Genomic DNA, 26,963 nt, shown 5'->3' on the forward strand with positions numbered 1-26,963 from the left:
AGCCCACAGCCGTTCCTCCCTTACTTCCAATCCGGATACAGATCGGTGCGCCGGTCTCTCCAGGTCGTAACGGAGCCCTTTTCCCGCACCTCGTACAGCAGCGCAAGGTCCAAATCCCCGGTAATGATCATATCGTCGTTGATCTCCCCGGCCGTCATCAAGCCGCCCGGCGGGAACGGCACATCGTTCGGCGTAATGATCGCAGCCTGCCCGAAATTGCCCCGCATAAAATCGACCGTCGGCAGCGATCCGACCGTACCGGTCGCCACCACATAAATTTGATTCTCGATCGTCCGGGCATGACAAGTATAGCGTACCCGGTGGAAAGCGTGCCGGTCATCCGTGCACGACGGGCAGAAAATAACGTCTGCCCCGCGCGCCCGGGCCATCCGGACGATCTCCGGAAACTCCATATCATAGCACACGAGGATCGCGATCCGTCCTTTATCCGTGTCGAACACCTGCAACGAATCGCCCGCCGCCATATTCCATCCTTTTACTTCCCACGGGGTAATGTGCAGCTTGCGCTGTTCGGCAACCCGGCCGTCCGGATAGAACAAAAACGCCGTATTGTACAACCGGCCGTTTTCTTCAATAATGTGTGTTCCTCCGATCAGGTGCATGCCCGTTTCGCAGGCCAGTCTTTTGAACAGCTCCTTATATTGCACCGTATATTGCGGCAGCTCCCCGATCTTGAGCGCTTCGCCGCTCCCGTCCCCCCGGCCTATGGACATGAGCTGGGTCGTGAACAGCTCCGGGAACAGCACGAAGTCGGACTCAAATTCCTCCGCCGTCCTGACGTAACTGGTCACCTGCGCGGCAAATTGCTCAAAGCTGCAAATCGTATGCAAATGGTGTTGTACCGCCGAAACTCTCAGCTTCATCTAAATGTCATCCTCCCGTTTCTGTTTCGTCCATTTCGCCGATCCCCTCCGGCAATCGTTCTTCCGACCGTTCTTCGATCGGATCGAAAAATAAAATATGCGGCTTTTTCAAGCACCAGGTCGTCATGCACCGCAGGTTCTCCACGTTCACCGTCTTCAGCGGCTCCACCTGCAGAGCATGATGCTTCTCCGCCGTTCGCTCCAGCAGCCCGGAGTCGGCCAGAAACCGCTCGCTGCCGTCCGGCAGCACATACCGGCCGCCCCCAAGCGGACGGATGCGGTCCTCCATGCCTTCGCCCGAAGCGAGACGCGCGAACAACAGGCCCCCCGGCTTCAGCACCCGCCAAAGCTCCGATACCATCTGCTGAAAATGAGTTTCGCTTTCGGCAAAATGCAGCACCGCACAAGAGATGACGACGTCAAACGTATCGTTGGCGAAGCTCATTTTCTCCACCGATTCCATACGGAAACGCTCCTCCGGAGGAATACGCTCTCCGTGCGGCGCAAGCTCGCGAGCCAAAGCGCGGACCGCTTCCACCGCTTCAGCCGACCGGTCCACGGCCCATAGGTCATAGCCTTCTCGCAGAAAATGGACGAGATTCCTCCCATTCCCGCAGCCTGCATCGAGCAACCGCATCCCGGGAGCGATCCTCCCTTTCAGCAGCTGGTCAAACAAATAAATATCGATATTTCCGAACTGCTCCCGCACGTTCATGCTTTGCGCTTCACTCACTTCCAAATGGTGGCGTTTGTCCGATCATTATATCACAATCCCGGACCCAGCGTCTTTAACTCGTTTTTCGTGTCAACAAGTGCATCCAGAAACAAAAAAACAGCCTGCAGCGGACACTCCCGTTGCAAGCTGATGCAGACAAAATAGCGCTTTCTATTTCCGACCCGGACGCAGCCTAAATATCCCCTTCCCCGTGCTCCAGCCAGTTCAGCTCCTCCCGCGTTAAGCGGATGTCCGCTCCTTGCCTGCACGACTCCAGCTCCTCCGGCGTCTGTGCCCCGATCAATGCGCAGGCGGGGAACGGCTGGTTCAGCACATAAGCAAGCGCGATCTGAATCGGGCTGGCTCCTTTTTGCTTACCCAACTCCTCGGCCCGGCGCAGCCGAGCCCAGTTGTCGTCGCTGTAGAACACGCGCACCAGGTCGGCGTTATCCGTCACCTCAGGCGTATAGCGTCCGGTGAAAAAGCCCCTGGCCTGTGACGACCAAGACAACAGCGGGAAGTGATTCCGCTCGTGCCATGCGCATTCGTCGGCATAAGCCGACACGCAGCCGGCCCAGAACGGCTCCTTCGCTTTGGCCAAGCTTAAGTTCGGACTGCTGAACGAGAATCCGGTGAATCCGTGCGCCGCCGCATAGTCGTTTGCCTCTTGCAGCCGCTGCACGGACCAGTTGGAGGCGCCGATCGCCTTAATGCGGCCTGCCGCGATATGCCCGTTAAGCGCTTCGATGATCGGGCCGACCGGTACGGACGGATCGTCCCGGTGCAGCGCATACAAATCCACATAATCGGTGCCGAGCCGCTCCAGGCTTTCGTTCAAATCGCTGGCGATCGCTTCGGGCGTCACTCGCGGGCCGCTGCTGTCGTGATGGGCCCCTTTGGTCAGGAGTACGACATCGGACCGATTGCCCCGGTCCTTCATCCATTGCCCGATCGTACGCTCGCTGTTCCCGCCGCCGTAGACGTGAGCGGTATCGATCGAATTGCCTCCGATCCCGAAGAACGCGTCGAGCACGCCGCAGACCTTGTCGTAGATGTCCATGCTGAAATAATCCGACCCTTGAATCAGGCACGATACCGGTTTTTCCAAGCCTTCAATGTGAATCGTTCTCACGTCTCGTTCCTCCCCAAGCTTATAAGTTCAACTGCACGCGGCGACGCTCCCGGGCCGATGTCAGGCAAGCATCGACGACACGCATGTTGTTCACCGCGTCCGACGGTCCGAACGGCATCGGCTCGCCATGCAGGACGTTCCGGCCGAACGCGTCGGCTTGAAGCGTATATTGGTTCACGTAAGGAACCTCCACTTCGCGCTTTTCCCCTCCGGCAACGACATAAAAATGATCCTGAGCATTTTCATGGACAACGTACGCAGACGGCACCTCGATCCGTCCCTTTGTTCCGACGATCTCCAGCGTATTGCGTCCGGCCGCCCACATTCCGCAATCGAAGGTAAGCGCAACGCCGCTGGCAAATTCGAGCAGTCCCGAGGCCATCATATCGACGTGATCGTGCTCCGGCGAGAAGAAAGCATGCACCGTCGCCGCTTCCGGCTCCTGCTCCAGAATGAACCGCGCCGCGCTGATCGGATACACGCCGACATCGTAGATCGACCCGCCGCCCATCCATTGCTTGTAGCGCACGTTGTCCGCATCCTTCGCATTGTTGAAGGTGAAGGCGCCGTGGATGGCGCGGATCTCGCCGATTTCCCCGCTCCGGATCACCGCTTTTATGGCTGCATAGCGCGGATGATAGCGGTACATGAACGCTTCCGCGAACGTCACGCCCGCCCGGCGGCAAGCTTCCGCCATCTCCTCGGTTTCCCCCGCATCGATTGCGGCCGGCTTCTCGCACAGCACGTGCTTCCCCGCCTCCGCGGCGCGGATCGTCCATTCCTTGTGCAGATGGTTCGGCAGCGGAATGTAAACGGCATCAATCTCGGGATCGGCAAGCAGCTCTTCGTAGCTTCCATACGCCTTTGGGATATTCAACTGCTCCGCCGTTTCCTTCGCTTTGTCCGGACCTCGGCTGGCAATGGCCGCCACGGTACCGGTAACCGATTGTTGAATCCCCGGAATGACCGAGCGTACGGCGATACCGGCGCAGCCGATGACTCCCCAACGAACCTTGCTTTCCCTCATTTCCTCATCGCTCCTTCAGCTTGTATAAATGGATATACCAAGATATTGTCATTATATTTAACCTGGAATAAAATGAAAATAACATCTTTTTGCATTCGAATAAAACAATATTGTCATCCAAAAGGAGAGGTAAACATGCGGCGCCAAAGCTTTATGCCGACGCTGACCGAGCACGAATATTTGCTGCTGCCCGAATCGGTCGGCTGGTACAAGGATCCTGAGCATGAGGTGATGCGCAAAGCGGGGGCGCTCAACAATTTCAGCATCCATCTGATCGTGGACGGCAAAGGCTATCTGGAAACCGACGGACAGCGGCATACGCTGCACCGGGGAGACGCCTTTCTCTACTTCCCTTTGCAATCACAAAGGTACTACAGCAGCAAGGACGATCCTTGGGAAGTGCGTTGGGTGCATTTTTATGGAAAAACGCTGAAGGAGTTTTTGCTGGAACGGGGCATCGGGCCGAAGCCCTTGTGGAAAATACCGCAGTGGAAGCCGCTCGAACAGGCTTTGGCGGATTTGCTGGAGGAGTTGGAGAGGAACGGGTTTTGGCAGTTGACCCGCATCTCGACGCTGACTTACGCGATCCTGGCGGATTTCGTCACGCAAGCAGTTCCTTGGTCCGAAGCCCGAAGCCCCGAGGCCGACAACCGGATCTCGGAGCTCTTGCCCGAAATGCAGCGCGATGCCTGCCTGCCGTTCGATTTGCAGTATTGGGCAGACCGGGCCGGCGTCAGCAGCTATTATTTTTGCCGCCTGTTCAAGAAAGCGACTCATCTGACGCCTATGACCTTTATTACGCTGTGCCGTCTGCAGAACAGCAAGCAGTGGCTGCTGGAGCAGCCGCAGCTAACGGTGAAAGAAATTGCCGAGCGCGCCGGCTATCCGAGCGTCAGCTACTACAACAAGCGATTTCTGGAGCAGGAAGGCATGACGCCGACGGAATACCGGCAGCTCTATTTGCGGCGCTAGCCCCGACGCTCTCCGGTCAGTTGCCCGGCTGATAGCTTTCGCTCCGGTTACGTCCCTCCTGCTTGGCCCGGTACAGCGCCTTGTCCGCCATGCCGACCAACTCGAGCGGCGAGAGCCCCGCATACGGAATGGACGAAGCGGCGCCGACGCTGACGGTGACGTACTCGGATACCGACGATCCGATGTGCCGGATACGAAGCGCTTCCACTTCCCGGCGAATGCTCTCTGCCACGCTGGCGGCTTGCAGCCTTCCGCATGACGTCAGAATAACCACAAACTCCTCCCCGCCATAGCGTGCGGCGAGACCGTCCATACAGCCGACGACTCGCTGCAGAGCGCCTGCTACCTGTTTCAGACAAGCGTCTCCGCCTTGATGACCGTACGTATCGTTGTACGCTTTAAAGCAATCGATGTCGAGCATAATGACGGATAGCGACTGCGAATACATCGCCGCTTTGGCCCAGGCTTCATCAAGAAATTCGTCGAACGCCCGGCGGTTGGCCACTCCCGTCAGCCCGTCGCGGCGCGACAGCTGCTCCAGCATGCGGTTGGCCTGCATCATGGTCTCTTCAGCCCGCTTCGACTCCGTCCTGTCGACAATAATCGCCAAATAGCCAAGCAAGCGGTCCCCCCGCTCCCTCACTTCGCTGAGCATCAAATGTACATGAAACCGCTCTCCGTCGTGCCGGACAAAGGTCCATTCCTGCTCGTGGCCTTTCCCTTCGGACAAGCCTGTCACGAACACCTCCAGATCTTCTACCGGTCGTCCTAACTGACGCTGAAGCTCCTGTTTTCTTAGTGCAAATTCCGCAGGGTCCACGATTGTGCCTGGAACCCGCCGTCCAATGGCTTCCTCGGCGCGAATCCCGAACATCCGTTCCGCCCCCGGATTGAACACTTTAGCGATACCGGCCGGGTCCGTGAAAATAATCGCAACGCCCGTCGCCGAGCGAAAAATCGCCTCCTGCAGCGTAAACGACCTCCGATACTTGGCTTCGCTTTCCTCCAATTGATAGACGAGACGGTTGGCGTCGGTCAAATAGCGGATCAGGTATGCGACAAACAGACCGCCGGACAAAATAATGGCGATAAAGTAAAGATTCACCTTCCAGCTCTGCCATCCGAGCAGGAAGAATAAGCTCGTGGTGATGACTCCAATGCCCGCCGCGATGGAAAGCAGCCATTTTTTCCAATAATCCGTAACATGCTTCGCAAGGATACCGCTGATCAAACCGAGAAGCACGGCGGTCGTGGCTGCCGTCAGGGAAGACGAATTCACGCCGAACATCCCGATCCGGCCGGCGGCGATGATCAAGCCCGTCACCGTCGAAGCGTAGATCCCTCCGAAATGCGCTGCCGCGATAATGGCGATCTGCCGGAAATCCAGAATGGTCGTCCCGTCGACCCTGACACTGAAGAACATCAGTAAAATGCCGAATAACCCGTGCGTCCCTCCGATAACGAGACGCAGCTTAACGGGCAGAAACGGCTTCCGTTCGTGGTTGCGCAGGAGGCGGCTTGACAAAAACATAAATGCAGTTAATAATGCCAAATTAGCGATAAATAATTGAAACATAGGCCGCACCCCCCTCTTTCTCTCTGTGCTGTCGATCATAGCAGACACGTATTAAAAAAGTGTTAGGACTATCGTACTATTGTGTTAAGAATAATCGAACCCCGTGGAAAGGAGTCTGACATGAAATCACTCGTATTGGCGGAAAAGCCGAGCGTTGCCAAGGAAATCGCACGCGTCCTGGGCTGCCATCAGAAGCATAAGCATTATATGGAGGGCCCCGGTTATGTGGTGACTTGGGCATTGGGGCATTTGGTCACGCTGGCCGAGCCCGAAGAATACGATCCGAAGTTCAAAAACTGGAATTTAGACGATTTGCCTTTGCTGCCCTCGCGGATGAAGCTGAAAATCATTCGCGAAACGACACCGCAATATAAGGCGATTGCGCAGCTTGCTAAGCGCGGTGATCTGGAGCAGCTCATCATTGCAACCGATGCCGGACGCGAGGGCGAGCTGGTCGCCCGCTGGATTATGGAAATGATTCATTGGAAAAAACCGTTCAAGCGGCTCTGGATTTCCTCGCAAACGGACAAGGCGATCCGCGACGGCTTCGCCTCGCTGAAGCCGGGACCGTCTTACGACCCACTTTACCGATCCGCCGTTTGCCGGGCGGAAGCGGATTGGCTGATCGGTCTTAACATTACGCGCGCCTTGACCTGTAAGCATAACGCCCAGTTGGCGGCCGGACGCGTGCAGACGCCGACGCTGGCGGCGATGATGGACCGCGAACTCGAGATCAAAGCGTTCCAGGCGAAGGACTACTGGATGCTGCGGGCGCAGTTCGGCTCGTTTCAGGCGGTTTGGCGGAGCCAGGCGCATCCGGACGGACGCCTGTTCGATAAAGCCGCAGCCGACGCGCTGCTCGAACGCTTGAATAAGGTGCGCTCGGCTAAGGTTGCGCAGCTTAAAGTCACCGAGAAGAGCGAGCCCCATCCGCTCGCCTACGACTTGACCGAGCTGCAGCGCGATGCCAACAAGCGCCACGGCTTCACCGCGAAGCAGACGTCAAACGTGCTTCAGCGGCTGTATGAGCAGCACAAGCTCGTCACGTATCCGCGCACCGATTCGCGGTACTTGTCCTCGGACATGGTCTCTACGCTTCCCGACCGGCTGAAGGCGTTGAACGTCCAGCCTTATGCGGCTTGGATCAAGCCGCTGCTTGCGAAGCCGCTTCCGGTCTCCAAGCGCGTCGTCGACGACAGCAAAGTATCGGACCACCATGCGATCATTCCGACGGACGAACGCCCGCAGCTGCACAATCTGACGGCCGAGGAGCGCAAGCTGTACGACCTGATCGTGCGCCGATTTATCGCCTTGTTCTCTCCGGCGTTCCGCTATGACGAGACGTCGGTGACGCTGGAGGTCGGAGGAGAGCATTTCCACACCAAAGGGCGCATCGTGAAAGAAGCGGGCTGGAAGGCGCTATATGAGGCGGGCGTATCAGCCGGAGCGGACGATGACGACGATACCACCGAAGACGAACCGGCCTCCCGGCAAACGCTGCCCCCGCTTCAGCCCGGGATGGAACTGAAGGAGTTCAGGCTCAGCCAGCACAAGCAGACGACCAAGCCGCCGGGCCGTTACACCGAGGCGGCGCTGCTCGCGGTCATGGAAAAGCATAACCTCGGCACGCCGGCGACCCGCGCCGATATTATCGAGAAGCTGCTGCAGACCGATACGATCGAGCGCCGCATGAACACGCTCCAGCCGACCGGCAAAGGCGCCCAGTTGATCGAGCTCGTCGTGCCCGAGCTTCGCACGCCGGAGCTGACAGCCGCATGGGAGCAAGAACTGGAGCGCATCTCCAAAGGCAAAGGCGACGCCGGCAAGTTCATGGAGAGCATCCGCAAGCAAACTGAGGCCATTGTCCGGGAAGTTAAGGCAAGCGAAGCCGAATACAAGCCGCACAACCTGACCCATTCCCGCTGTCCCGAGTGCGGTAAGCCGCTGCAGGAGATCAAAAGCAAGCGCGGCAAACTGCTCGTGTGCAGCGACCGGGAATGCGCATATAAACGAGCTGCGGAGCCTGCGCTTTCGAACAAGCGTTGTCCGCAGTGCCATAAGCGGATGGAGATCCATACGGGCAAAGCGGGCAAATACGCGCAGTGCCGTCCGTGCAACGTGATCGAGATGCTCGGCGAATCCGGCGGCGGCGGACGCGCGGCCAAGCGGCAGCAAACCCAGCTCGCCAAACAATACAGCGATAACGTTTCGCTCGGTTCCAGCCTAGAAGAAGCGCTGAAGGCCGCGATGGAGAAGCACAAAAAAGATTGAAGCCAATTGCGGCTTCAATCTTTTTTTAGCGCATTTTTTTCCACCGTCGGCCGGACTTCCCGTTCATAATACGTTCGCAGCTGCGCTTTTTCCTGCTCCGTGAACTGGTACTCGCAGTCTCTTCCTTCGTCCTGCGGGACGATCTCGACGATATCGCCCCGGCGCGTACAGACGATGAGCGCTCCTAGTTCAACAATTCCTTCTGGCGCCTCGCTGCCCTCTTCCAACTCCAGATTTACTTCCACATCGATCCACTGCTCGCTGCGCACCTCCGCCCGGGAATGAAATCGCGCGAATCGCAGCTCCCGGATGTCCGGATTACCGTATTCGATCATCTCGCGTTCACCCTTTCTTGCCGGATCGCACCAGATTTTCCAGCGCATGTTCGATAACCGAATATTTATAACGAAATCCGAGGTCGGTGACGACTTTCGGAAATACTTGTTGACCCTTCAACAAAAGCTCGGACATTTCGCCGAACAACGCTTTCAGCACAAATGCCGGAACCGGAAACCAGTACGGCCTGCGAAGCGCCTTGGCCAAGCTGCGCCCGAACTGGTCGTTCGTCACCGGAATCGGCGCCGTCGCATTGACCGGACCCTCGATCTCTTCGTGCTCGATGCAGAACTCAATCATCCGGCACAGGTCTTCGATATGAATCCACGACAGGATTTGACGTCCGCTGCCGACCCGTCCGCCGACACCGAGCTTAAACGGCAAGCTCATCTTCGGGAAGGCGCCGCCGTCGTTGCCGAGCACAAGTCCGATCCGCAGCAAAACGACGCGCGTATCGGGGATATGCTCCGCTGCCATCTCCCATTGGTCGACGACGCCGGACAAAAAATCTTCTACGCGCAGCTCGCTTTCCTCCGTGAATGACTCGGTCTCCGACGTGCCGTAGATCGACATGCCGGACGCATTCACCAACACAGGCTTTTTCTCCAACTGTTCGATCAGGGCTTGGACGCGGTTAACCGCATCCAGACGCGATTCCAGAATCCGCTTCTTGGCTTCCTCCGTCCAGCGCTGGTTGATCGTTTCCCCGGCCAGATTGACGATCGCGTCGACGCCCTCCAACGGTTTGATATTATTTTCCAGTTCATCCCAAGTCATATGGCGAATCAACGGATGATCCGAACGTCGCTTTTTCCGTGAAATGAGGATTACCGTATCTTTTCTTTGTAAAAACAACTGGGTCAAATGCTTGCCGACAAAGCCGGTCCCCCCTGTAATAGCGACCTTCATGAATGTTCCTCCGCTTACACTGATATCTTTTTGACATTCATTATATCGGAAATCGCTTCGCGAAGCCATGCTGCGCCGAAAATCTTTACTTCCCGTTCCGCTTCCGGTGCTGCAAACGCTGCCAGCTGGCTTCTTCTAATGGCGGATATTGGGATTAATGGTTGCTTCCACCCCTGTGAAAAAGTACAATGAAATGAAACAAAGCATTTTATCGGAGGGCATTCCATTGGCTTGGAACGTAAATGAAAAGTCGCTTGAGCCGATCGGCGAAAACGGCTTCACGATTCTTTACCGCGGCGAAGAGCTTCCTTCCGGCGAGACAAGGCTCGTTAAAATAGTAAAAGACGAATATTCCCAGCCTTCGCAACCCGACTGGCTGCATCAAGAATATAAAATCGGCAAGACCATTCCACTGGATGACATCCTCGTTCCTCGCGGGATGATCTCGGTCGGCAACGCTTCCGCGCTTGTCATGGAGCACACGGACGGTTCCCCTCTTTCTTCCCTGTTAACTCCGCAGCCTATGGAGCTCGGCCTTTTTTTGCAGTGGGCCATTGCGGCGTCGGAACTGATCCGAAAGCTGCACCACTTGAAATTCGCCCACCTGGCCCTTTCGGCGTCTGCATTTTTTGTCGAATCCGATAGAAAAAAGATGAAGCTTACCGATTTATATAACGTAACGCCGGTATCCGCACTGCCGGATTCCGCTGCGGAATCGCCTCATTACGAAGCGGAACGGCTGCTCTACGCATCGCCGGAGCAGACCGGCCGTATGAACCGCCGAACGGATACCCGGACGGATGTGTATGCGCTCGGCGTTTTGTTCTACCGGATGCTCACCGGAGTCTATCCGTTCGACAGCGAGGATGCCGGCGAGCTGGTGCATCAGCATATGGCGAAGCAGCCTGTCCCACCCGGCGAGCGGTCGTATGAGGTGCCGCAGCCCGTTTCCGGTATTGTCATGAAGTGTCTGGCCAAACATCCTGACGACCGGTATCAGAGCGCATTTGCGCTGCGGCGGGATTTGGAAAGCTGCTTGAAGCAGCTTCGGACGGAAGGCTACATCGACGAGTCCGCCGTTGACGGCGCAGAAATGTCGGACCAGTTCCGCGTCTCCGATGCGATCTACGGCCGTGAAGCGGAGCTGCTGCAGCTTCAGGACGCTTACGGGCGGGCATTGCTCGGTAACCTCGAAATCGTGCTCGTCTCCGGCTTGTCCGGGATCGGCAAGTCGTATTTGATCCATGAATTTCAAAAATCAGTGCAGAGCGGCGGCGGCTTGTTTGTAACCGGCAAGTTCGACCAATTCAAGCGCGATACGCCGTACCATGCGGTTCAGCAAGCGGGACGGCAACTGCTGCAGCATTTACTCGCGCTTCCCGAGGAACGGTTCCAAGGGCTGAAGGAGCGAATTCTTGAGGCCGTCGTACCTAACGGACAGATCCTGGTAGAGATGAATCCCGATGTTGAGCTGATTTTAGGCAAGCAGCCGCCGCTGTCCAAGCTTCCGCCTGTCGAAACGCATAACCGGTTTATTTTAACCTTGCAAAAATTTCTGTCCGTCGTTATGTCCCAAGAGCAGCCTCTGGTGATCTTCTTGGACGATCTGCAATGGGCCGACCCGTCTTCCGTCCAGATCATCGAGGACCTGGTGTTGGACTCGGGGCTTCAGTACGGACTGTTCGTAGGAGCTTACCGGGACCGGGAATTTAGCGAACCTCCCCCGCTGCAAGCGTTTTTGGACAAGATGGAGCGAAGCCAAATGCCGAACCGGATGCGAATCCGGCTCGAACCGCTTCATGAAGAGCACATCGAACGCATGCTGAACGATTCGCTCCAGCCGATCCGGCAACCGGTAAATGAATTGGCGGGGCTGATCATGGATAAAACGAAAGGCAATCCGTTCTTTACCAAACAGTTTTTCCGGACGCTGTACGATCATCAGCTGCTGCGCTTTAACTATGACGCCGATTACTGGGAATGGGACCACGACAAAATCGGCGAGCTGCACATTACCGACAACGTAGTGGATTTTATGATCAACAAAATCCGCCGTCTTTCCGGGCCTCTGCAGCAAGTATTGATGCATGCCGCCTGCGTCGGACACCATTTTGATACCGATACGTTGGCCCATGTGCTGGAGCGGCCTCCGGACACGATCGTCCCTCTGCTGCAAGAAGCGGTTACCGATGGACTTCTGCTGCAGGCCGGTTTTGCACGTCACGTCCCGCCGGAAAAGCTCTCCTTCAAATTCATGCACGACCGGGTCTATCAGGCAGTCTACTCGCTTGTCCCGAAGGAGCGAAAACAAGAGATTCATCTGCATATCGGCAGGCTGCTGCAAAAGCATTATCAAGGGGATGCGCAGGATGAGCGGTTGTTCGAAATGACGAATCAGCTCAATCTCGGCTCGGAGCTTATTTCGCTCCCCGAGGAAAAAGATCAATTGGCCCGTTTAAATGCGGCGGCATGCCGAAAAGCGAAGACCAATTCCGCTTATGACATCGCGCTGCGCTATGCAGCCCAAGGCATTGCATTGCTGGAGGAAGACTGCTGGGCGCGCCAGTACGAACTGACCTTTTCCCTGCAGCTGGATCAAGCCGAGCTGGAATACTTGTGCGGTCAGTTTGAAGAAGCGAAGCGTTCGTTTCAAACGGTGCTGAAGCATGCGCGGACGAAGCTGGAAAAAGCGGAAGCCTGCAACCTGATGATGGTGCTGTTCACCAATATGGGTGAGCATGAAGAAGCGTTAAAGATCGGCTTGGAAGGATTGAAGCTGCTCGGTCTTCCGATCCGGCCGAATCCCGGCAAGCTGAGCATCGGGCGAGCGCTGGTGAAGGCACATCTGCTCGTAGGAACCCGGCATCCCCACGAGTTGCTCGATCTGCCGGTCATGACGGACCCGAACCATAAAGCGGTCATGCGGCTCATGGTAAATTTGACGCCTCCGGCTTATTTTTTAAATTCGGAATTATACGTTTATCTTATGCTGCAAATGTTCAACTACTCGCTCGTTCACGGCCATTCGGAAGGCTCGGCTCTCGCCTGCTCGACGTACGGGATCATTCTAAGCTCGCTGCTCGGACGACTGAAAACCGGCATGGAGTATGGCCGGCTTGGAGCGAAGCTCAGCGATTCGTTTAACGATTTGTCCATGAAATGCAAAGTGTATTTTGCTTACGGCTCCTTTACGAGCAACGCAAAGGAGCATATCGAAGCAAGTGTCCGATATTTGCACAAGGCTTATCAATACGGTATAGAATCGGGGGATTTCATATACGCAGGCTATTCGATCGCGTTCAGCTTTTTTATGCGGCTGCTTAAAGGCGATCCGTTGGCGGAAGTGCTGCAGGAAACGGACCAATACCATACGTTCATACATAAAGCAAAAGACCGGGATACGATTTGGATTTATACCGTGCTTCAGCGCTATATGATGTTTTTGAAGGAAGATATCCTGCCTGCCCCGGTCGACGCAAACGGCTGCGAGCCCTTCATGAACGCGGACGAAGCCAAGCAAATGAAAGCTTTGACCAATCAGGCTATCGCCCATACATATTACGTGCTTCAAGCGCAAACGTATTTACTGCTGGACCGCCCGGACGAAGCCAAGGCGATTTGTGAGACCGCAGAAGCCGGCATCAAGTCGGTTTTCGGTTTGCCACACGTGCACCTGCATCACTTTCATTATGCTTTGGCGCTTGCCGGTTTGTATGCCAAGGCGCCGGCCAAGGAGCGGAAAGCTTACAAAGCCCGTATCCGCAAAAGTATCCGGTTTCTGGAGCGGTGGTCGACATTCTCGCCGGATAATTTTCTCGCGATGAAATTGCTTGTCGAAGCCGAATGGCATCGGATTTCCGATGACTCGGCGCGGGCTGTAGAAAAATACGACCAGGCCATTCATCATGCCTCGAAAAACGGCTTCATACCGCTCGAAGCGATGGCCGGGGAATATGCCGCAAAGTACTATATGCAGGCCGGCAAACTCAAGGTGGCCCGCTCCTATTTAATGGAAGCCCGAAGCTTATATGCGAAGTGGGGCGCCACCCGGAAGGTAGCCGATCTAGACGACCGCTATCCGTCCCTGCCCAGCAGGGCGCAGGCCGGCGAATCGGCGATCGACCTCTCCTGCATGATGAAGGCGTCTCAAGCGATCTCGAACGAAGCCGTATTCCAGCACATGCTTGAAAGCGTCATGACGATCGTGTTGGAAAATGCCGGCGCGGACAAAGGGCTGCTCGTACTCGAACGGAATGGCCGGCTGTTCGTAGAAGCGGAAAAGGCGCTTCGCGCCCCGTTCGAGTCGCTACATTCGGCCTCTTTGGACGATTGCCGCAGCGCGGCCGTCACGGTAATCCAGTATGCCGCCCGGACCGGCGAAACGGTGCTTTTGCACGATGCGGCAGCCTCGGATATCTTCGCCCGGGACGCTTACATTTTGGCGCAGCGGCCCAAATCGATGCTTTGCGTGCCTATTCTTAAGCAGAGCAAGCTGATCGGTGCACTATACTTGGAAAACAGCCTCGCCAGCCATGTATTTCAAGAAGCGCGTATCGACACGCTTAAGCTGCTTGCCGCTGAGATCGCGATGTTGATCGAGAATTCCAAGCTGTATGACCATCTGGAATACAAAGATTACAAGCTGCAGCTCATGAAGGAGCAGGAGAAAAACATCCGTCTACAGCTTGACGAGAAGGAACGCTGGGTGCAGTCGGCGGAAGCGACCATGCTGAATATACGCAAAGCGCAGCACGAGCTGATCAACAATGTGCAAACCGTCCATGCTCTGCTGATGATGAACAAGTTCGATATGGCGAAGGACTATATCTCCGTCTGGTGCAAAGAGATCGTGCAGCAATCGGTCATCGGATCGGTTGAATTTCCGGTGCTCGGCGTCGTTCTAAGCAACCTGTCGCTTATCTGTATCTCGGAAAAAATCGATCTGCAGGTGGCCGGGAAGCTTGACTGTACATTTGAAGAGTTGACGCTGCCGATCTGTTATTTCTCCAGCATTATGCACAATCTGCTGAAAAATGCCGTGGAGGCCATTCCGGCCGACGATTTGCTGCGTACCGTCCGCCTGACAATTGAAGAATCCGAAGACCGGTATACGGTTTCCGTATTTAATTCCGGCTCCTATGTCAAGGAAGAGGACCGGTCAAACATATTTGAGAAAGGCTTCTCCACCAAATCCGACGTCACGAATTCCGGTCTCGGTCTGCATATCGTGCAAAATTATCTGCAGCATTACGGAGGATGCGTGGAGTGCCGTTCCGAGCCGGGGAGAGGAACGACGTTTACCGTGCACTTGCGTAAAAAAGGGTCGGGCACGCTCCGTGAGGATGCCACGGTTGCCGGATTGCATTAACGCCCTGAGCACACAAAAGCCCGCCTGTCTTCAGCGATGAAATGATGCATTTCATCACGGAAGACGGCGGGCTTTTCAGCGCTGGTTGTCAAACCGCCGGGCTGTGCTTCGGCGCCGATCCGGCAAAACACCGTTCAATGAACCGGAGCGCCTCAGGCAGATGCCCTCCGAAGTACTCCCAGTTATGATCCCCTTCGAATTCCATATACTCGTGCGGATAGCCGATCTGCTCCAGCAGCGCCTGGTAAGCGGAGTTGAGCGGGAATAATGAGTCCGCTGTGCCGCAGTTGAAATGAAGCGCGGGCCGGACTTCTTCCTTCACCCTACGTGCAGCCAGCACGTGCAAATCCAGCTCTTGCGCATAAGGCCCGTGTACCGGTCCGATCATCCGGCACACATCCGTACGAAGGAACGCTTCGTTCATGAGGCCGACCGACATGAGCGCGCCGGCGATACTGGCGGCCGCCCCGAAGAGGTGCGGATTGCGCAGTGCCAGCACGAACGAGCCGTACCCGCCCATGGACAGGCCGCAGAGGGCTCTGTGGGAAGGATCTGCCACCGTGCGGAACTCGCGGTCTATCGCAGGAATAAGATCGTACAGGAAATAATCCTCGAAGCGTCCCGAGCCGTCAAACCAGTTAACGTAAAACGTGCCGTGGCCGTAACCTCCGTCGCTGACCATCACTACGATGCTCTCGCGAAGGTCTCCGGAAGTCATGAACTGTTCGATCGTTTGCTCGGCGTTTCCTTTCACGCTCCAGCTCGTTTCGTTCCCGTATAGCCCGTGAAGCAAATAAACAACCGGGTAGCGGGTGTCCTCAGACTCGTTATAGCTCGGGGGAAGATAGACGTAGCATAGCTTGCGCGCAAACAACGCGCCGGAAAAAAACGCAAACGGCGTCACTCCCATTGCGGTCGTTCCCCTTTCCTTAGCCTTAGCTTGCCGGCCTTAGTTCAATACCGCGGTCATATGTTCTTCGGTGATCGCCCAATGCGACGTATTCCAGACCGTTTCTTTGTTCTTGATATATAAAATTTGCGGCGAAGCGTGCTTTACGCCCGTATCCTCGGCAATTTGGTTGGACACCGGACGAGACTCGATGACTTTGACCAACACATACTCGACATCCGTGTTCGGCGTTTTTCCAAGATAAGCCTCATATTCTTGCAGCGCATTGAAGCTGACCGGACATGCCGTGCTATGCTTGAGCACAACGATCGGTTGTTCCGTCGTCGCCGCCAAAAGCTGTTCCCACTCTTCATTCGTTGTAATTTCTTTCCACTGTGCCATGTCGCTTCCTCCGTCTCCTGAATCAATTGGTTTTGTCAAAAAAATAATGGTCGGCCTCCACCCGGTCTCCGAGCTGAAGGATACCGTAGGAATACCGGGGCTGCCGGCGCTTATCGGTCGGCGATCCGGGATTGAACAGCAGCATGCCTCCGCGTTCTTCCTTGTAAGGGATGTGCGAGTGGCCGAACAGCACGATGTCCGCCGTCCCCTTCCCTTCCGCGTCGCGGAACGATTCGTAAGCCGTATCGGGTGTAGAACGGCCGCCGTGTCCGTGCACCATCCCGATGCGGTACCCCCCGAGCTCAAGGAGCTTGCGGCGGCCGAAGCGTCTAACGATGTCCATGCCGTCGTTGTTGCCGGCAATCCCGTCAACCGGGGCCAGCGCCTCAAACAGATCGCACACGGCCTCGTCCACCCAATCTCCCGCGTGCAGAATCAGATCGACCCCCTGCAAGCCTTGAACAAGCGGCTCCGGCAGCGTTCTGGCCCGGCTGTACATATGAGTATCGGATACGACTCCGATGCGCATGGCAGCTCCCGCCCTCCATTTACATTGATTTCTTCATTTTACCATACAACCAGGGAAAAGAAAAAAGCACCGCGAGGGTGCTTGCCCGTATCGAACCCAAAAACCCGTGAACAAGAGGTCCACGGGTCGTTCGAACGGTCCGCCGGTTTAAGCTTGCGGAGTACCCGCCAAGTCAAGCGCTTGAGACGAAATGTTTTCTTTGAACTTGGACATGCAGTTGCACAAAAAGTCTTTGCGGCAAATCGGGCAAGGCTCTTTCAGCAGCCGGTTAATATGGGTTGGCGTGACGTTGCCTGCCGGGTCCCGTTCGTAAATAAGACGGCAAACCGTCCGATCCTTCAATTGTGCTACGATTTCGAACAATCCGTTTTTCGGATTGTGACTGACGATTTTGGCATCGATGACTTGTGGTTGGTACGCCATCTACAGCACCTCTTTCAACGATATTGTGAGCGGCAAAAAATAATCGTATTATCAATCATATCGTTTTTTAACGGTCGCCGTCAAGCAGATTCCCAAGGCCGCCCAAAATGCTGCCTTCCTCCTTGCGTCCGCCCGTCCGTGCCGCGCTCATCACCCGATCCGCCAACCGGCTGAACGGCAGCGACTGAATCCATACCCGGCCCGGTCCCCGCAGCGTGGCGAAGAACAGCCCTTCGCCGCCGAAGATCGCCGTCTTGACGCCTTTGACGAACTCGATGTCGTAATCCACATCCTGCGTCATCGCGACCAGACATCCGGTATCCACGCGGATCATTTCGCCCGGGCCCAGCACTCGCTCATGAATCGCCCCGCCCGCGTGAACGAACGCCAAACCGTCGCCTTCAATCTTCTGCATGATGAAGCCTTCTCCGCCGAAAAATCCGGCGCCCAGCTTGCGCTGAAACTCGATGCCGACCGAAACGCCCTTCGCCGCGCACAGAAACGCATCCTTTTGGCAGATCAGCTTGCCGTTCAGCTCCATCAGATCCATCGGCAAAATGCGGCCGGGATAAGGAGAAGCAAAGCTGACGCATTCCTTGCCCGCGCCCCGGTTCGTGAACGCGGTCATGAACAAGCTCTCGCCCGAAAGCAGCCGCTTGCCCGCGCCGAACAGCTTTCCGACGAAGCCCTTGTTCTGCTCGCTGCCGTCGCCGAAAATCGTTTCCATCTGAATGTTCTGGTCCATCATCATCATCGATCCGGCTTCGGCAAAAACGGTTTCTCCGGGGTCCAACTCGACCTCGACAAACTGCATTTCCGAACCGATGATCCGGTAATCAACTTCATGTGCATTCATGGACGATCTCTCCTTTTAGGCGGGGCTTGTACCCGTTGTCAATGATGGAAGGACTCTATGAACCGTATGGATGTTATACGCACATCCCGATGCCGCGGTTTCGCGGCCTCAAGCCTTGTCCGTCCCGTACTCGATCCGCAGGTGCGAAGCGGCTTCATTGGCTTGCTGGCGGGCGCCTTCCACCGTCTCTGCCGAGCTCAAAGCGACAGCCATCCGTCGGCCCGGCTTCGTCTCCGGCTTGCCGAACACGCGAACCTGGGAATTCGGGACCGCCAGCGCCTGTTCGAGACCGCCGATGCGAAAATCCGACGTTTCCCAGTCCGCCTTCAACGTATAGGAAGCCGCCGGCGTCAGCAGCCGCACATTCGGGATCGGGAACCCGAGGATCGCCCGTACGTGCAAAGCAAACTCGGACAAATCCTGCGAAGCCATCGTCACCATTCCCGTATCGTGCGGGCGGGGACTTACCTCGCTGAAGTACACCTTGTCCGGCGCAAGGAACAATTCCACCCCATAAATGCCGCGCGCCACCAAGCGCTTCGGTGATCGCTCCCGCCACCCGCTGGGCTTCCGCGATTTGAGCGTCGCTCATCGCATGGGGCTGCCAGGATTCGATATAATCGCCATCCTTTTGAATATGGCCGATGGGCGCGCAATACGTCGTTCCGGAGACGGATCGGACGGTAAGCAGCGTAATTTCCGAATCGAATCGGATGAATTCCTCCACGATGACGCGGGTCTTTTTGGCCCGGCCGCCTTCCATGGCATAGTTCCAGCTAGCTTCTACGTCTTCCGGCGTACGGCAGACGCTCTGCCCTTTGCCCGAGGAGCTCATAATCGGCTTAATGACGCACGGCGTTCCGATCGTCGCGACAGCCTCCTGCAGCTCCTCCAAGCTGTCGGCGAACGCATACTTCGCTGTCGGCAAGCCAAGCGTCTCCGCGGCCAGCCTGCGGATGCCTTCCCGGTCCATCGTCAGTCTCGCGGCGGTTGCCGTAGGCACGACGCGGTAGCCTTCGCTTTCCAGCTCCACCAAGGTAGGCGTCGCAATCGCTTCGATCTCGGGCACGATAAGATCGGGGCGTTCTTTCTCGATGATTCGGCGCAGCTCCTCGCCGTCCAGCATGTTGATGACATAGGATCGGTGCGCCACCTGCATAGCGGGCGCATTCGCGTAACGGTCGACCGCGATCGTTTCCACGCCAAGACGCTGGGCTTCAAGAATGACCTCCTTGCCCAGCTCGCCTGCTCCCAGCAGCATCATTTTTTTTGCGTTCGTCGATAACGGTGCACCGTACATGGAAGGTTCCTCCTGAATGATGGTATGATTTTCATGAAAGTCCTATCGCTGTTATACTTTACTTTATTCGATTTTTCAACTCCATTCTGCGACGAAAAACGACAAATTTCGTTAAGAACCGGGAAAAGCCCCGCCACGCCTGGGGCGAACGGAGCGGCCGGGACTTCCTACTGCCAAAACCAGCAAAAACGAAACAAAAAACTTACTTTTGTCAAGTAACTTATGCTAAAATGTAGATTAAGAAGAGGTGAAAACGATGGCAGATCATCCGCATCATTTATGTCCCAAATTCGAAGCCGCCTTTGAAATTTTAGGCAAGCGCTGGACCGGTCTGATTATCCGGGCATTATTGGGAGGTCCGTGCCGCTTTAAAGATATCTCCGAGATGATTCCCGGAATGAGCGACCGTATGCTTGCCGAACGCTTCAAAGAGCTGGAAGCCGCCGGATTAATCAGCCGGCACGTCTATCCCGAGACGCCGGTCCGGATCGAGTACGAATTAACAGATAAGGGAAAAGCACTGGAACCGGTCATGAATGCGGTTCAAAAGTGGGGAGAAACGTGGGTCAAATGACCCCGTTTCTTGTCATGCCCTCCCATGCTACAATGGAAGAAGCGTTAATCGTGGTGGACAGGCTCGGCCATCCAGGTGACCGGGTAATAGAACATACGGTGCCCGCACTGCGGGCATTTGATTTTCATGTCCAGCTCGTTCAAGCCGTTCATAAATAACGCACGCGAAAAGGACGACTCATGGTTGACCGTCCGGATGATATCTCGTTGGGGGGCGTAGTTGCAGCTCGAAGCGCTGCAGTAAGCACGAACTTTGTAAGCGCTGCTCACAGGAGAGGCACATCCTTCCAAAGAAGTCATGACTTCTTTGGTATGACCTCCTGCCGAAATTTTTATACGGCGGCTTGCCCGACCGGCTGCAGCGGACGCATGGCAAGTAAAATGAGCTCGTCGAGCTCCATGCTTTTATGTACGACTTCAGGATCGGTCAATAAACAGCCTTGGCCGGTTACCAAAGCGTTCAACTCGTCGATGCAGCTGCGAATTCGGTGTTCCAACTGTGCATGAATCAGCATTGGTATGCCTCCTTGGCTTTGTTCGCGCGAACGAACGGCCGGCCGTTTCCGTGTCGGTTTCTCCGCTCTTAAGGCTTTCTACGATTTCGATTATGAAGGACATTCTTTAAAAAAGTAGCAGCCGCATATTTGATTTTTATTAAGTTTCTTAACATTTATCTAATACTTCATTTCGTCGAGGTGGCACATCATGTCTAAAGTATTGCTGGTTGAGGATGATCAAAGTATTGCGGATATGATATCCATTTACTTGAGCGAAGAAAATTACACCGTGTTTTGTGCAGCCGACGGCAAGCAGGGCAAAGAATTGTTCAGCCGGCATGAGCCGGATGTCGTCATTCTTGATTTGATGCTTCCGGATACGAACGGCATCGAGCTGTGCAAGCACTTTCGCACCGTCTCCAACGTACCGATCATGATCGTTTCCGCCAAAAGCGAGGTATCCGAACGCGTCAATGCGCTGATGATCGGTGCAGACGATTATTTGTGCAAACCGTTCAGCATGCGGGAGCTGGCCGCGCGGACGAGTGCCCTTCTGCGCCGCTCCGCCTTAACCCAAACGGTCAGACCTGGAGCAGAGGACCCTGTGCCTACGGAAACGAAGGACATCGTCCTTGATTTGGAAAAGCGGGGCATCTATTTACACGGTCAAGCGGTGGAAACGACGTATTCGGAATTTGAAATCATGAAAAATTTCTGGCTTCATCCGGGCAAAGTCTTCTCAAGAGAAGAGCTGCTGAACAAAATTCGCGGCATCGATTCCTTTGTGACCGAACGCTCGGTCGACGTACATATTACGAATCTCCGCAAAAAAATCGAGACGGACCCTAAAGAGCCCAAATATATCAAAACCGTATGGGGCGTCGGATATAAATTCGAAATGCCGATGAAGGCCAATTAACCGGATGTCACCGACTGCGCACTTTTATCAACATAAAAATCCGGCCGGGTACGCAACCTTATCAAAGCGTTGCGACCGGCCGGATTTTTGCATACGGCGACATCGTTATTTGCGGGTGTTGGCATCGTCTGGAAATACATGCAGGATCAAAGTATTGAACTCGTTCATATAATTCGTCATGGTGCCGCGCTCCTTCTCTTCCTTCGCATAAAAGCGGACCCGCTGCACGAAATTCGGGTTAGCCGATACATATACTTGCTGAATGTTGGTAGGCGCCATCGACATGACCAGCTTGCGAATTTCATCGGCCTTTCCTGTCGACAAGCCCCCGTTTTCCGTCCACGAATACCGGTTCGGCCCTTTATCGGTTCCTCCGAATATCCCGACGCCGCCTTTCGACGTTACCTGATACCCCAGCATATCCGGCGACGCCTCGGCTTCCGGACTATGACCGTCCAAAACGACCGCCACATAGCCGTTCACTTCCGTCAGCAGCACTTGAGCCTCACGGACGCCGGAGACGCCCTTCACCCGCTCCGCGATCTGCGGCGCGAATGCCATCGTACTCGCCGAGTGCCGGTTCGTCATATCGAGTTGTTTTCGTCCGCTGTATTCCTTCCCTTGACGGGCCTGCTGCTCGTCTGTCCAACGCTGCTTGACCCCAAGCGATCCGTCTTCGTTATTGCGAGAATCGCGGTCATACAAGGCTTGCTGCCGGTAATCCTCCAGCCCGCCGCCGGGACGGCTGGCCTGAGGCCTATTCCCGCCGCAAGCGCTTTGCAGCAGCAAGCACCCGGCTACTGCGAGCAGAAGCAGCCCCTTTCGGCTTATCACGGTGTTCATCCTGTCGTGTCCCTCCTGTAGACGTGCCCTCGTAAGGCTCACGCTTAGGATGAATCACCCGCCGGAAAATATGCGCAGCGCTACTTCTTTTCGCTATCGTCAGGATTTAACCGCTCCAGCAGCTCGCGGATTTTTTGTTCGGATACGTCTCCCGCTTGCTTAAAGAGCGCAAGCTGCTCCGCAATGTCGCGTCCGATCGCTTCGTGCTCGGCTTCTGCTGCTGCATAGCCAGGATCGAACCACACATAATCGCCTTCGGGACCATTGCGCAGGAACGGCTTGCTCCAGTTGGCCGGATAATCGTAAGGCGCTTCTCCGAATAAAATAACGAGCACCTCGTCGCTTTCCAGCGGCATCAAATGATGAAACGATTCTTCCTGTACAGCCTCCGGTCCCGCCGGAATCGCGGCCAAATTTCGGTGCAAATAGGCGTAATGCAGGTAATGCTCCCCCGTCGCCTTGTCTTTGGCGATTTCATACAGTTCAAGCGCATCTTCTTTCAACACGCGAACGGAGTCGAGCCGCTCCCCGATTTCTTCGCCCCGGATACGTTGCCGGCTGCTCCAGGACGCGTTCGGATCGTTTGCTTCCGACATCATGCCAAGCCCCCTCAGCTTTCTTTGAGCGGCCGTTCTTCATTGAGCCGCAGCGTACGCCGCGGCAGCCGCCATTTATACAGCACCGACAGCATCCGCAATATAACGATAATCGCAAATAGACCGAGCAGCGGCCACGAACCTTGGAACCAGCCGATCCCGATCAGAAATCCCGCCAGCATGCCCCAAACCGCATAAATCTCGTCACGCAATACAAGCGGCTTCCGTCCGGCCAGCACGTCGCGGATGATTCCGCCGCCGATTCCGGTCATCATCGCCGCGACGATGACGGCACTCAGCGGAGCATGCATCTGGACCGCATACAGCGCGCCTTGAATCGAGAAAGCCGCCAAGCCGACAGCGTCGAACAAGGATTCCCACGTTTTCCAACGGCGAATCCAGCTGACCGGAACGATAAAAACAAGAAACGCCGCGATGAGCGCCGTTTTCAAGTAAAGTCCCTGTGTCCAAAGCGTGTTGACCGGAATGCCGATCAGCAAGTTCCGGACGACCCCACCGCCGAACGCCGTCACAAACGCCAGCACAAAAACTCCCAGAATATCGTACTCTTCTTCCATGGCAACGACCGCGCCGGAAATAGCGAACGCGATCGTGCCGATAATGCTGAATAATTGCAGATTCACTTGAAGCAGTTCATCCATAGGGGTTTAGTCCAAGCTCCAATCCAGCGTAACGAGCTGACCTGTGCGGGACGACTCATAGATCGCTTCCAATACTAAGCTGTTCGTCAGCCCTGACATCGCAGATGTAAGCGGCTCGCGGTGCTCCCGGATACAATCCAGGAAATGGCGGCTCATACGCTGACGAGGCCCTTCATCGTTCGAATCCACCGTCAGCTCCACGTCGGCGGTCCGCTCGAACAGCTCGGTATGGAGCGTTCCTCTTCCTGCACGCAGGGAAGCGCCCCCCTCGGAGCCCATCAGGTAAATGTAAGGCCCGTTATCGATAAAATCGGTATTGGCGGCCCAGCTTACATCGAGCGACAGCGTGCTACCGTTATCCAGCTTGATAAGAGCGGTCGCCAGATCTTCAACGTCATAAAAGCCGTTCCAGTCCGGCTTGCCCCAAGTGCCGATGCCGCGCTTCTTCGGTCCGAACTCGGCATATGTCGTCCCGAAGACGGAGACCGGCTTCGGACTGCCCATCAAATGCAGCGACAAATCCAGCATATGCACGCCGATATCGATCAGCGGTCCGCCGCCGGATTTATGCATTTGGGTAAACCAAGTGCCCCAGCCCGGGATTCCTTTGCGGCGCAACCAGCCGGTTTTCACATTATAGATGCTGCCGAGTGCACCCTTATCGATTTGTTCCTTCACCTGCATGTTAAGCGATTCCCAACGCATCTGATGCGACATCATCAACACTTTGCCCGATTTCAGGTGCGCCTTGACAATTTCTTTGGCGGAAGCCGCGTTGACGGCCATCGGCTTTTCAAGCAGAACGTGCTTGCCGGCTTGGAGCGCTTCGATGGCAATGGGTGCATGAGCATCGTTCGGGACGGCTACAATGACCGCATCCACGTTCGGGTCCTGCAGCAATTCCTGATAGGTTGCGTAAACGTTCGGAATGTTGTATTCCTTCGCCCGCGCGATAGCCATAGGCTGGTAGACGTCCGTTACGGCCGTTACGACGGCGTCCGGGATTTGCAAAAATTCCTGAATATGTACGTTGCCGATGTTGCCGGCGCCGATGACGCCGATTTGTATTTTGTCGTTTGCGCTCATGCGTTAGGCTCCTTCGCTGACGGTTTTCTATGTTCTCAAACAGTTCCACTATACCACAAACTACGTGCAAGGTGTAACGCAAAAAGCGGCGTCCTTCCGGTTTTTACGCCTGTGGCAGCCGCTTTTCGGGCAGCTTACAGAATGCCCATATCTTTTGCTTTTTGAGCCGCTTCCTTGCTGCTTTTCCCGCCCAATTTCTTCAAAATGTTCCCAACGTGCACTTTTATTGTCCGGATCGAGACAACAAATTTATCGGCGATTTGCGTTTGGGTGTGCCCTTTTTCGATCAAATCGAGCACTTGAATTTCGGTCGGCGTCAGCAAATTTTTGAGCTCTCTCACCCGCACCTCGTGCTCAAGCTGCTTCAGGCGGCGGAATTCTTCCCGCATCTGTGCAGCGACGCTCGGATGGATGGAACTCCGGTTAGCGTACGCACTGCGGATCGTCTGCGGAATTTCCGTGAAGTTGGACTTCACCATGTAATCGACAGCGCCGGCCTTGAACGCTTCAAAAATGATTTCTTTCTCCTCCATCGAAGAAAGCATCACGACGCGGGCCCCGCTGCACTTAACGATTTCCGCTGCGGCCCACAGGCCCTCCGGACTGTCGGACATCATGACGTCCATCAGAACGACATCCGCTTCCGTTCTCTCCAGCAGCTCGATAGCCGCTTCACCGGACGAAGCCTGACCCACCACTTCGATATCCGGCTCCTTCTGCAAGTAGCTGTGCAGGCCGCGCAGCCAGTCCGGATCGTCCTCGACAATGACGACGCGAATCGCAGGATGCTCCATTCAAATTAACTCCCTTCCCGCCGGAAGCCGCTTTTGCTTCGGAAACTGCATGAAGACGCTCGTTCCTTGGCCCGGCTTGCTGTGAATGTTCATGGTGCCTTTATGCTTCTGGACTATAGTATAACAATAAGACAGTCCCAAGCCGAAGTTCATTTTTTTACCGCTTTTGGTCGTGTAGAACGGATCGAAGACGCGTTTGAGCTGCCCCTTGTCCATTCCCGGACCCGTATCCTTCACTTCCACAACGACTTTGCGCTTCGTTTCCGTCAAGCGTACGGTCAGGATGCCTCCGTCCGGCATCGCTTCCATAGCATTCGTAAGCACGTTGGTCCACACCTCGGTCAGCTGCGCCCGGTCGGCGGCAATCCGCTCCTCCGTCAAATACTGCTCGCGAACCTCGACCTTATGCAGCTCCGGAGACAGCGTGCGGATGCAGTCCCTCATCAGCTCGCGCGGGTCCAGCTCCTCCAGTTGAAGCTTGATCTCCTGCGTTTGTCCTTGAATCCGGTAGATCATATCGTAAATATGCTGCGAAGCGGACAAAATGACTTCCATATCCTGCACCACTTGAGCCGGGTCCGTTCGTCCGGCCGCCGCCTCGGATTTGATTTTGTCGCCGAACAGCCGGATTTTGCCGACATCATTCTTGATCGCATGGTTTAAAATCGATGTCCCGGACGTAATCGCGCGCAGCGTATAATCAAGCTTCTGGTTACGTATCGAGATTTGCAGACCCATAAATCCATAGCGGAAGCTCGATCCGACAATGATTGCCAGGGTGAGTGCGATCACCCAGATATTATAGCGCCACCATTCGTACACACCGAAAAAGGTGGGAAGCAAATAAAGCGTAAACAAAGCGAATACCAGCGTCGGCGCGGCCGCTAGCGTCGTCAGCATCCGGCTGCGGCGGAGAAACGAATTTTTCTCCTTAAGCAGCGCCATGATCAATAAAACGGTGCCTGTCACAATATACGGCGCCGTCCAAGGGGTGACAAAGTAATAAGGGATCGGATCGCCGGGTTTCGGTTCGAGCACGAAGGAAAAAGCAGGAAGAACCACCAGCACCCACGGAATCCATCGTTTCCACGGCCACACCGGATAATCCGGGTAGTAAACGATTGCGAACATCAAAAACGTATAAGGCAAGCCGAAGTAGCACATCAGCGAACTGGCGAGCTCGGCTTTGGCCAGCAGTACCGCAACAGGCATCGTCAACAGGCCGCGGTCAAACAAATAAGGCACGAGATCGTCCGCGATCACCGCCGACAATCCGCCGCAGCCGCCTGTAAAGGCGATGCTGCTGATCCATTGTGTCGTCGCCCGCTTCGGATCGGTGACGATCAGGAGCAGCCCGATCGTCCATAGGCCGATAAAAACAAACAGCATGATACCCCGATCCCT

At 55.5% G+C, this 26,963-nt stretch carries 25 protein-coding genes and 1 pseudogene; 5 read left to right on the top strand and 21 right to left on the bottom strand.

All coding sequences use genetic code 11. The features are described 5' to 3' along the window. Positions 1 to 20: 20 nt before the first annotated feature. The 4 genes from NI000_RS13870 to NI000_RS13885 form a co-directional block, all read right to left on the bottom strand. Complete coding sequence (locus tag NI000_RS13870) at positions 21 to 884, bottom strand: carbon-nitrogen hydrolase family protein (protein ID WP_253411425.1); 864 nt, start codon at positions 882 to 884, stop codon at positions 21 to 23. A gap of 7 nt (positions 885 to 891) precedes the next feature. Beyond that, positions 892 to 1,617 carry a class I SAM-dependent methyltransferase gene (locus tag NI000_RS13875; protein WP_253411427.1) on the bottom strand — a complete coding sequence of 242 codons (726 nt, stop codon included), beginning with the start codon at positions 1,615 to 1,617 and terminating at the stop codon, positions 892 to 894. A 175-nt stretch (positions 1,618 to 1,792) separates the two neighbouring features. Continuing rightward, positions 1,793 to 2,731: an aldo/keto reductase gene (locus tag NI000_RS13880; RefSeq protein WP_253411429.1), complete on the bottom strand. Its 939-nt coding sequence runs from the start codon at positions 2,729 to 2,731 to the stop codon at positions 1,793 to 1,795. 19 nt (positions 2,732 to 2,750) lie between these two features. After that, the gene (locus NI000_RS13885) at positions 2,751 to 3,758 is read right to left on the bottom strand and encodes a Gfo/Idh/MocA family protein (RefSeq protein WP_253411431.1); all 1,008 of its coding nucleotides are present in this window, start codon (positions 3,756 to 3,758) and stop codon (positions 2,751 to 2,753) included. A gap of 135 nt (positions 3,759 to 3,893) precedes the next feature. On the opposite strand from NI000_RS13885, the gene NI000_RS13890 reads away from it, so the two are divergent. Continuing rightward, positions 3,894 to 4,730 carry an AraC family transcriptional regulator gene (locus tag NI000_RS13890; RefSeq protein WP_253411433.1) on the top strand — a complete coding sequence of 279 codons (837 nt, stop codon included), beginning with the start codon at positions 3,894 to 3,896 and terminating at the stop codon, positions 4,728 to 4,730. Positions 4,731 to 4,746: 16 nt separating this feature from the next. Here NI000_RS13890 and NI000_RS13895 read toward each other — a convergent pair whose 3' ends face one another. Beyond that, a complete protein-coding gene (locus NI000_RS13895) occupies positions 4,747 to 6,306 on the bottom strand; it encodes a diguanylate cyclase domain-containing protein (protein ID WP_253411434.1) in 1,560 nt (519 codons plus the stop codon). Between the two features lie 120 nt (positions 6,307 to 6,426). On the opposite strand from NI000_RS13895, the gene NI000_RS13900 reads away from it, so the two are divergent. Continuing rightward, entirely contained in the window at positions 6,427 to 8,577 is a 2,151-nt protein-coding gene (locus NI000_RS13900; protein ID WP_253411436.1) for a DNA topoisomerase III, read from the top strand. Between the two features lie 14 nt (positions 8,578 to 8,591). On the opposite strand, the gene NI000_RS13905 is transcribed toward NI000_RS13900, so the two are convergent. Both NI000_RS13905 and NI000_RS13910 read right to left on the bottom strand, forming a co-directional pair. Then, positions 8,592 to 8,912, bottom strand: coding sequence for a hypothetical protein (locus tag NI000_RS13905; RefSeq protein WP_253411438.1), 321 nt, complete (start codon positions 8,910 to 8,912; stop codon positions 8,592 to 8,594). A 7-nt stretch (positions 8,913 to 8,919) separates the two neighbouring features. Further along, positions 8,920 to 9,822, bottom strand: a complete 903-nt coding sequence (locus tag NI000_RS13910) for a TIGR01777 family oxidoreductase (RefSeq protein ID WP_253411440.1) — start codon at positions 9,820 to 9,822, stop codon at positions 8,920 to 8,922. 226 nt (positions 9,823 to 10,048) lie between these two features. Here NI000_RS13910 and NI000_RS13915 point away from each other — a divergent pair, with 226 nt between their 5' ends. After that, entirely contained in the window at positions 10,049 to 15,190 is a 5,142-nt protein-coding gene (locus NI000_RS13915) for an AAA family ATPase (RefSeq protein ID WP_253411441.1), read from the top strand. A gap of 88 nt (positions 15,191 to 15,278) precedes the next feature. On the opposite strand, the gene NI000_RS13920 is transcribed toward NI000_RS13915, so the two are convergent. The 6 genes and pseudogenes from NI000_RS13920 to purT form a co-directional block, all read right to left on the bottom strand. After that, entirely contained in the window at positions 15,279 to 16,100 is an 822-nt protein-coding gene (locus NI000_RS13920) for an alpha/beta hydrolase (protein WP_253411443.1), read from the bottom strand. 39 nt (positions 16,101 to 16,139) lie between these two features. Beyond that, positions 16,140 to 16,481 (bottom strand): bacillithiol system redox-active protein YtxJ, encoded by a 342-nt coding sequence (ytxJ, locus tag NI000_RS13925; protein WP_054976984.1) that lies wholly within the window; start codon positions 16,479 to 16,481, stop codon positions 16,140 to 16,142. A 22-nt stretch (positions 16,482 to 16,503) separates the two neighbouring features. After that, positions 16,504 to 17,010 (bottom strand): metallophosphoesterase family protein, encoded by a 507-nt coding sequence (locus NI000_RS13930; RefSeq protein WP_253411445.1) that lies wholly within the window; start codon positions 17,008 to 17,010, stop codon positions 16,504 to 16,506. A 147-nt stretch (positions 17,011 to 17,157) separates the two neighbouring features. Continuing rightward, on the bottom strand, positions 17,158 to 17,433 hold the full coding sequence (locus tag NI000_RS13935) for a hypothetical protein (protein WP_025844419.1): 276 nt from the start codon (positions 17,431 to 17,433) through the stop codon (positions 17,158 to 17,160). Between the two features lie 67 nt (positions 17,434 to 17,500). Beyond that, complete coding sequence (locus NI000_RS13940) at positions 17,501 to 18,289, bottom strand: TIGR00266 family protein (protein ID WP_253411446.1); 789 nt, start codon at positions 18,287 to 18,289, stop codon at positions 17,501 to 17,503. 108 nt (positions 18,290 to 18,397) lie between these two features. After that, a pseudogene (purT, locus tag NI000_RS13945) lies at positions 18,398 to 19,589 on the bottom strand (formate-dependent phosphoribosylglycinamide formyltransferase). A 256-nt stretch (positions 19,590 to 19,845) separates the two neighbouring features. Between purT and NI000_RS13950 the strand changes: the two are divergent. After that, on the top strand, positions 19,846 to 20,163 hold the full coding sequence (locus NI000_RS13950; RefSeq protein WP_010494072.1) for a winged helix-turn-helix transcriptional regulator: 318 nt from the start codon (positions 19,846 to 19,848) through the stop codon (positions 20,161 to 20,163). Between the two features lie 44 nt (positions 20,164 to 20,207). On the opposite strand, the gene NI000_RS13955 is transcribed toward NI000_RS13950, so the two are convergent. Both NI000_RS13955 and NI000_RS13960 read right to left on the bottom strand, forming a co-directional pair. Continuing rightward, entirely contained in the window at positions 20,208 to 20,432 is a 225-nt protein-coding gene (locus tag NI000_RS13955) for a hypothetical protein (protein ID WP_253411448.1), read from the bottom strand. Positions 20,433 to 20,494: 62 nt separating this feature from the next. Next, complete coding sequence (locus tag NI000_RS13960) at positions 20,495 to 20,677, bottom strand: aspartyl-phosphate phosphatase Spo0E family protein (RefSeq protein WP_253411450.1); 183 nt, start codon at positions 20,675 to 20,677, stop codon at positions 20,495 to 20,497. 190 nt (positions 20,678 to 20,867) lie between these two features. On the opposite strand from NI000_RS13960, the gene NI000_RS13965 reads away from it, so the two are divergent. Next, on the top strand, positions 20,868 to 21,578 hold the full coding sequence (locus NI000_RS13965) for a response regulator transcription factor (RefSeq protein WP_253411452.1): 711 nt from the start codon (positions 20,868 to 20,870) through the stop codon (positions 21,576 to 21,578). A gap of 105 nt (positions 21,579 to 21,683) precedes the next feature. On the opposite strand, the gene NI000_RS13970 is transcribed toward NI000_RS13965, so the two are convergent. The 6 genes from NI000_RS13970 to NI000_RS13995 form a co-directional block, all read right to left on the bottom strand. Further along, complete coding sequence (locus tag NI000_RS13970; protein WP_253411454.1) at positions 21,684 to 22,421, bottom strand: YhcN/YlaJ family sporulation lipoprotein; 738 nt, start codon at positions 22,419 to 22,421, stop codon at positions 21,684 to 21,686. Positions 22,422 to 22,501: 80 nt separating this feature from the next. Next, positions 22,502 to 23,020, bottom strand: a complete 519-nt coding sequence (locus NI000_RS13975; protein WP_253411456.1) for a hypothetical protein — start codon at positions 23,018 to 23,020, stop codon at positions 22,502 to 22,504. Between the two features lie 11 nt (positions 23,021 to 23,031). Further along, positions 23,032 to 23,679, bottom strand: coding sequence for a trimeric intracellular cation channel family protein (locus NI000_RS13980; RefSeq protein WP_253411458.1), 648 nt, complete (start codon positions 23,677 to 23,679; stop codon positions 23,032 to 23,034). Positions 23,680 to 23,685: 6 nt separating this feature from the next. After that, positions 23,686 to 24,765 (bottom strand): Gfo/Idh/MocA family protein, encoded by a 1,080-nt coding sequence (locus NI000_RS13985; protein ID WP_253411460.1) that lies wholly within the window; start codon positions 24,763 to 24,765, stop codon positions 23,686 to 23,688. A gap of 134 nt (positions 24,766 to 24,899) precedes the next feature. After that, the gene (locus NI000_RS13990; protein WP_253411462.1) at positions 24,900 to 25,559 is read right to left on the bottom strand and encodes a response regulator transcription factor; all 660 of its coding nucleotides are present in this window, start codon (positions 25,557 to 25,559) and stop codon (positions 24,900 to 24,902) included. Further along, a complete protein-coding gene (locus NI000_RS13995) occupies positions 25,560 to 26,948 on the bottom strand; it encodes a sensor histidine kinase (protein WP_253411464.1) in 1,389 nt (462 codons plus the stop codon). Positions 26,949 to 26,963: the final 15 nt, after the last annotated feature.

Source organism: Paenibacillus tyrphae (assembly GCF_024158745.1).
Lineage (GTDB): Bacteria > Bacillota > Bacilli > Paenibacillales > NBRC-103111 > Paenibacillus_G > Paenibacillus_G tyrfis_A.

Bases quoted from the DNA above. Each gene is read 5' to 3' on its own strand.
- NI000_RS13870 (WP_253411425.1), bottom strand. From the start codon at position 884: ATGAAGCTGAGAGTTTCGGCGGTACAACACCATTTGCATACGATTTGC.
- NI000_RS13885 (WP_253411431.1), bottom strand. From the start codon at position 3,758: ATGAGGGAAAGCAAGGTTCGTTGGGGAGTCATCGGCTGCGCCGGTATC.
- NI000_RS13890 (WP_253411433.1), top strand. From the start codon at position 3,894: ATGCGGCGCCAAAGCTTTATGCCGACGCTGACCGAGCACGAATATTTG.
- NI000_RS13895 (WP_253411434.1), bottom strand. From the start codon at position 6,306: ATGTTTCAATTATTTATCGCTAATTTGGCATTATTAACTGCATTTATG.
- NI000_RS13900 (WP_253411436.1), top strand. From the start codon at position 6,427: ATGAAATCACTCGTATTGGCGGAAAAGCCGAGCGTTGCCAAGGAAATC.
- NI000_RS13905 (WP_253411438.1), bottom strand. From the start codon at position 8,912: ATGATCGAATACGGTAATCCGGACATCCGGGAGCTGCGATTCGCGCGA.
- NI000_RS13910 (WP_253411440.1), bottom strand. From the start codon at position 9,822: ATGAAGGTCGCTATTACAGGGGGGACCGGCTTTGTCGGCAAGCATTTG.
- NI000_RS13920 (WP_253411443.1), bottom strand. From the start codon at position 16,100: ATGGGAGTGACGCCGTTTGCGTTTTTTTCCGGCGCGTTGTTTGCGCGC.
- ytxJ (WP_054976984.1), bottom strand. From the start codon at position 16,481: ATGGCACAGTGGAAAGAAATTACAACGAATGAAGAGTGGGAACAGCTT.
- NI000_RS13930 (WP_253411445.1), bottom strand. From the start codon at position 17,010: ATGCGCATCGGAGTCGTATCCGATACTCATATGTACAGCCGGGCCAGA.
- NI000_RS13935 (WP_025844419.1), bottom strand. From the start codon at position 17,433: ATGGCGTACCAACCACAAGTCATCGATGCCAAAATCGTCAGTCACAAT.
- NI000_RS13940 (WP_253411446.1), bottom strand. From the start codon at position 18,289: ATGAATGCACATGAAGTTGATTACCGGATCATCGGTTCGGAAATGCAG.
- NI000_RS13950 (WP_010494072.1), top strand. From the start codon at position 19,846: ATGGCAGATCATCCGCATCATTTATGTCCCAAATTCGAAGCCGCCTTT.
- NI000_RS13960 (WP_253411450.1), bottom strand. From the start codon at position 20,677: ATGCTGATTCATGCACAGTTGGAACACCGAATTCGCAGCTGCATCGAC.
- NI000_RS13965 (WP_253411452.1), top strand. From the start codon at position 20,868: ATGTCTAAAGTATTGCTGGTTGAGGATGATCAAAGTATTGCGGATATG.
- NI000_RS13970 (WP_253411454.1), bottom strand. From the start codon at position 22,421: ATGAACACCGTGATAAGCCGAAAGGGGCTGCTTCTGCTCGCAGTAGCC.
- NI000_RS13975 (WP_253411456.1), bottom strand. From the start codon at position 23,020: ATGATGTCGGAAGCAAACGATCCGAACGCGTCCTGGAGCAGCCGGCAA.
- NI000_RS13980 (WP_253411458.1), bottom strand. From the start codon at position 23,679: ATGGATGAACTGCTTCAAGTGAATCTGCAATTATTCAGCATTATCGGC.
- NI000_RS13985 (WP_253411460.1), bottom strand. From the start codon at position 24,765: ATGAGCGCAAACGACAAAATACAAATCGGCGTCATCGGCGCCGGCAAC.
- NI000_RS13990 (WP_253411462.1), bottom strand. From the start codon at position 25,559: ATGGAGCATCCTGCGATTCGCGTCGTCATTGTCGAGGACGATCCGGAC.
- NI000_RS13995 (WP_253411464.1), bottom strand. From the start codon at position 26,948: ATGCTGTTTGTTTTTATCGGCCTATGGACGATCGGGCTGCTCCTGATC.